This is a genomic window from Wolbachia endosymbiont of Drosophila baimaii (genome assembly GCF_028982185.1).
GTDB classification, from domain to species: Bacteria; Pseudomonadota; Alphaproteobacteria; order Rickettsiales; family Anaplasmataceae; genus Wolbachia; species Wolbachia pipientis.
Genome location: NZ_JAPQLE010000097.1, coordinates 1 through 3,033 on the forward strand (window position 1 = coordinate 1; position 3,033 = coordinate 3,033).

Here is a 3,033-nt window from a genome sequence, read left to right on the forward strand (position 1 = left end):
GTAGTGCGAAAAATTAAACATGAGACGCCAAATACCCTAAGTTTTTTGTCATTAACCTGCACAGATTGCGAAGATAAATAAATAGCTTCACTTTCATGATAAGGGTGCTGGCGAAGGGTATCAAGCAAGTTTTTTGTTTCTATTCCCAATGTTATATGGTTATGTAAGAAGTCTAATAGCAAATTTTTAAGTTCCTCTTTAACTCTTTAACCAGCGGGCTCGCATGAGGAGAGGAGAGTAAAGATCTTCTTCCATAGATATCTTAACACTTTTTTCTTCTTCTACAGTTGGCGGATGAGTAAGAAAGTGAACCTTTGGTGCACCACTAATTATTGCCATTGGTGTTTGCTCCGCCCCTTCCCCCATAACTAAAACAGCAGACGTTGCCAGCGCATCAAGAAGATTGACTTGTGTTACTTGCAGTGGTTGATCATAAAGATCTGGCTTGCCTATATAGGAATAAAGTGGTTCAAATCCACACCAACCAAGAGCAACGCCCGTAACCCCACGACGCATAGGTGTTACATTACTATCTGTAATCAAAATACCAAGATGTTTTATGCAGTGTTTTGTCTTGAGATAGTTCCATATTGACAGAGCTGTTTTCTGAACATCTTTTGGATATAGAATATACACCTCATTACCATTTGATTCATCAATACCAGCAGATGGAATTAAGATATTATCTTTAATCGTTAAACAGATACTGTGAGCCACATCAACAACTGCATCAGCTTCCCTTTTGATTAGCTCTTCTTTAGAACAAGCAGTTTTATAAACTACTCGTTTTTGACAAATTGAAATGATTTTTGATGTGATAGCAAGAACAACTTCCTCCCTTAGCAGCTCTGAAACATAGCGATCAAGAACCTGCTCTAATACTTCTCCACATTCAATGCGGTGGGTATAAATTGCTTCAATATGCATATTAATGTGTTAGCTTGCATATAGTATAGTCTTTTGTTTTGGTAAGAATAGTTTTATTCCATCCATCAAGAAGTGTTAAGTTGAAATATACATCACCTTTATAGGGTTTGTGAATTTCTGTTATGATAAGCTCTGAAATTAGATTATATTCTAAAAAAAGATGCGCTATTTGTGCTCCACCAATCACAAAGATTTGAGGGTAACTCCAATTACTTTGGATTGACAAAAACTCTTGCATAGAAGAAATAATAGTGCATTTTACTCCTCTGTTAAAACAAGAATTTAATTTGTCACGAGAAAAAACAATAGGAATACGATTCCCTAATATGTCTTGAGGCATAGTTTCAAATGTCTTTCTCCCCATAACAATAACTTGTTTGTCAGTCACCTGACGAAAATGATCTAACTCACTTGGATAATGCCAGGGCAATCCATTATTTATTCCAATTACCCCCTCGGGATCAACAGCCATAATTCCGATAACTAGCATCCCTGTAAAGCAGCTTGAGCTACAAAAAATCGCATGTGATCACGCACATTATGCACTCGAAGGAAATCAACCTTGTTGTGCAATGCAGATGATAAAGCAATTGTTTCTAAATCCCGGTTAAAGACAGGTTCTGTAGAAAAAGAAGAAATAAATGACTTTCTAGAATGACCAACCAGAACTTTGCAGCCAAAACTTTGCAATGCTTCTATATTGCGTAAAAGCCAGATATTCTGATATAGAGATTTGCCAAAACCAATACCAGGATCAATAATGATCGAGCTTTGGTCAAAACCTAGAGCTAGTAATCTATTAATGTTCCTTTCTGCCCAATTATTTATGGTATCAATTGGATCAATGTCACTTGGGATAATGTTGTTACTATGTGGTGGTATAGAGAGTGAATGCATAATAACGATACTACATCCACTGCTAGCAATCGCTTTTAAGGTATTATCATCTAGATCTCCCTTCTGATCGTTTACCCAGGCAATGTTGTAGTGCTCCAAAACATTCAAAATAACATCTGGCCAGAAACTATCAATGCTGACTTTAATATCGCCAGCTTTCATATAATGACTAAGATTATCAAGCACTGGTTTTAAGCGTGCATATTCTGCTTTTGGAGTTTGTATTGAGGAGCCAGGTCTTGTTGATTGAGCACCAAGTTCAACTATGCTTGCACCATCTGATAACAGCCGCAGTGCCTGCTTGGTTGCTTGATCTGCATCATAATAAAGACCACCATCTGAAAATGAATCAGGAGTAATGTTGACAATACCCACAAGCTCTGGCGAAAGCGTAAAACTCTTTAAAAAACAATCTTGAATATTAGGGATATCATAAGCAACAGTACCGAACGTTTTGTTGATTATTGGAGTATTATCCATAGGGTTCAGCATTGCCATCAAGTGAAGCAAAAATGGTCTGTTTATCAATTCTGGGTGAGGAATCTTAAGGTAGGGTGTATCAAGTGTCAGGTCATCCCATAACAAAATATCCAAATCAATAATGCGAGGTGCCCATTTTTCATAGACCTGCAGGCGGCCAATGTCACATTCAATTTGTTTAAGGCCCTTTAACAGCTCTTCAGGAGAAGAAGAACAACTTCCATACACAACCATATTTAGAAATGGCTTATTCCACTGAGGTGGAGCATCATTTGGTAAAATAGCCTTAGTTTCCAGAATAATTGAAGATTTTAAATTTTTAAAATAGCGCTCCTGCAGTAACTGAGCAGCCTTTTGTAAATGGGAAAAGCGATTCCCCATATTTGAGCCAATAGAAATGTAAATCATTCTTGCAACGCATTACGATAAGTAAAGAAAACACCTCCATGCACACTGGGGACAGGTGGTGCAACTTTGTGAATAGTTACGCCTATAGAAGAAATAATAAGCTTTTTTTGCATCACAAGGTTATTAATGGTCCTGTATATATCATGAGTTATAGCATTTCTCATAATAGTCCGAACAGGTCATAGGAAGGCAGAATCAACAGCACGACGAAAGGATTCGAATAGAGGAATGTTTTTCCTGGCTCTGTTTTTTATAGCAAACCAATGATGCTCAATTTTGTTGAAATCTGGAGAATAAGGCGGCAGATACAAAATTTCTGCA

At 37.2% G+C, this 3,033-nt stretch carries 6 protein-coding genes; all 6 read right to left on the reverse strand.

Annotated features, from left to right (window positions below):
• Window positions 1–182 (reverse strand): hypothetical protein (locus tag OZD66_RS03230; protein ID WP_275022197.1); only part of this gene is annotated, 182 nt, incomplete at its 3' end.
• 16 nt (window positions 183–198) lie between these two features.
• Window positions 199–927 (reverse strand): putative folate metabolism gamma-glutamate ligase, encoded by a 729-nt coding sequence (locus OZD66_RS03235; protein ID WP_182367912.1) that lies wholly within the window; start codon window positions 925–927, stop codon window positions 199–201.
• A 1-nt stretch (window position 928) separates the two neighbouring features.
• Complete coding sequence (locus tag OZD66_RS03240; protein ID WP_182367909.1) at window positions 929–1,417, reverse strand: dihydrofolate reductase; 489 nt, start codon at window positions 1,415–1,417, stop codon at window positions 929–931.
• Entirely contained in the window at window positions 1,411–2,712 is a 1,302-nt protein-coding gene (gene folP / locus OZD66_RS03245; protein ID WP_182367906.1) for a dihydropteroate synthase, read from the reverse strand. Before folP ends, OZD66_RS03240 begins: the two co-directional genes overlap by 7 nt.
• A complete protein-coding gene (locus tag OZD66_RS03250) occupies window positions 2,709–2,876 on the reverse strand; it encodes a hypothetical protein (protein ID WP_259348564.1) in 168 nt (55 codons plus the stop codon). The genes folP and OZD66_RS03250 overlap by 4 nt, the downstream gene beginning before the upstream one ends.
• A gap of 15 nt (window positions 2,877–2,891) precedes the next feature.
• On the reverse strand, window positions 2,892–3,033 hold a 142-nt coding region (locus OZD66_RS03255; RefSeq protein ID WP_275022201.1), incomplete at its 5' end, for a transposase.

Bases quoted from the DNA above. Each gene is read 5' to 3' on its own strand.
- OZD66_RS03235 (WP_182367912.1), bottom strand. From the start codon at position 927: ATGCATATTGAAGCAATTTATACCCACCGCATTGAATGTGGAGAAGTA.
- OZD66_RS03240 (WP_182367909.1), bottom strand. From the start codon at position 1,417: ATGCTAGTTATCGGAATTATGGCTGTTGATCCCGAGGGGGTAATTGGA.
- folP (WP_182367906.1), bottom strand. From the start codon at position 2,712: ATGATTTACATTTCTATTGGCTCAAATATGGGGAATCGCTTTTCCCAT.
- OZD66_RS03250 (WP_259348564.1), bottom strand. From the start codon at position 2,876: ATGAGAAATGCTATAACTCATGATATATACAGGACCATTAATAACCTT.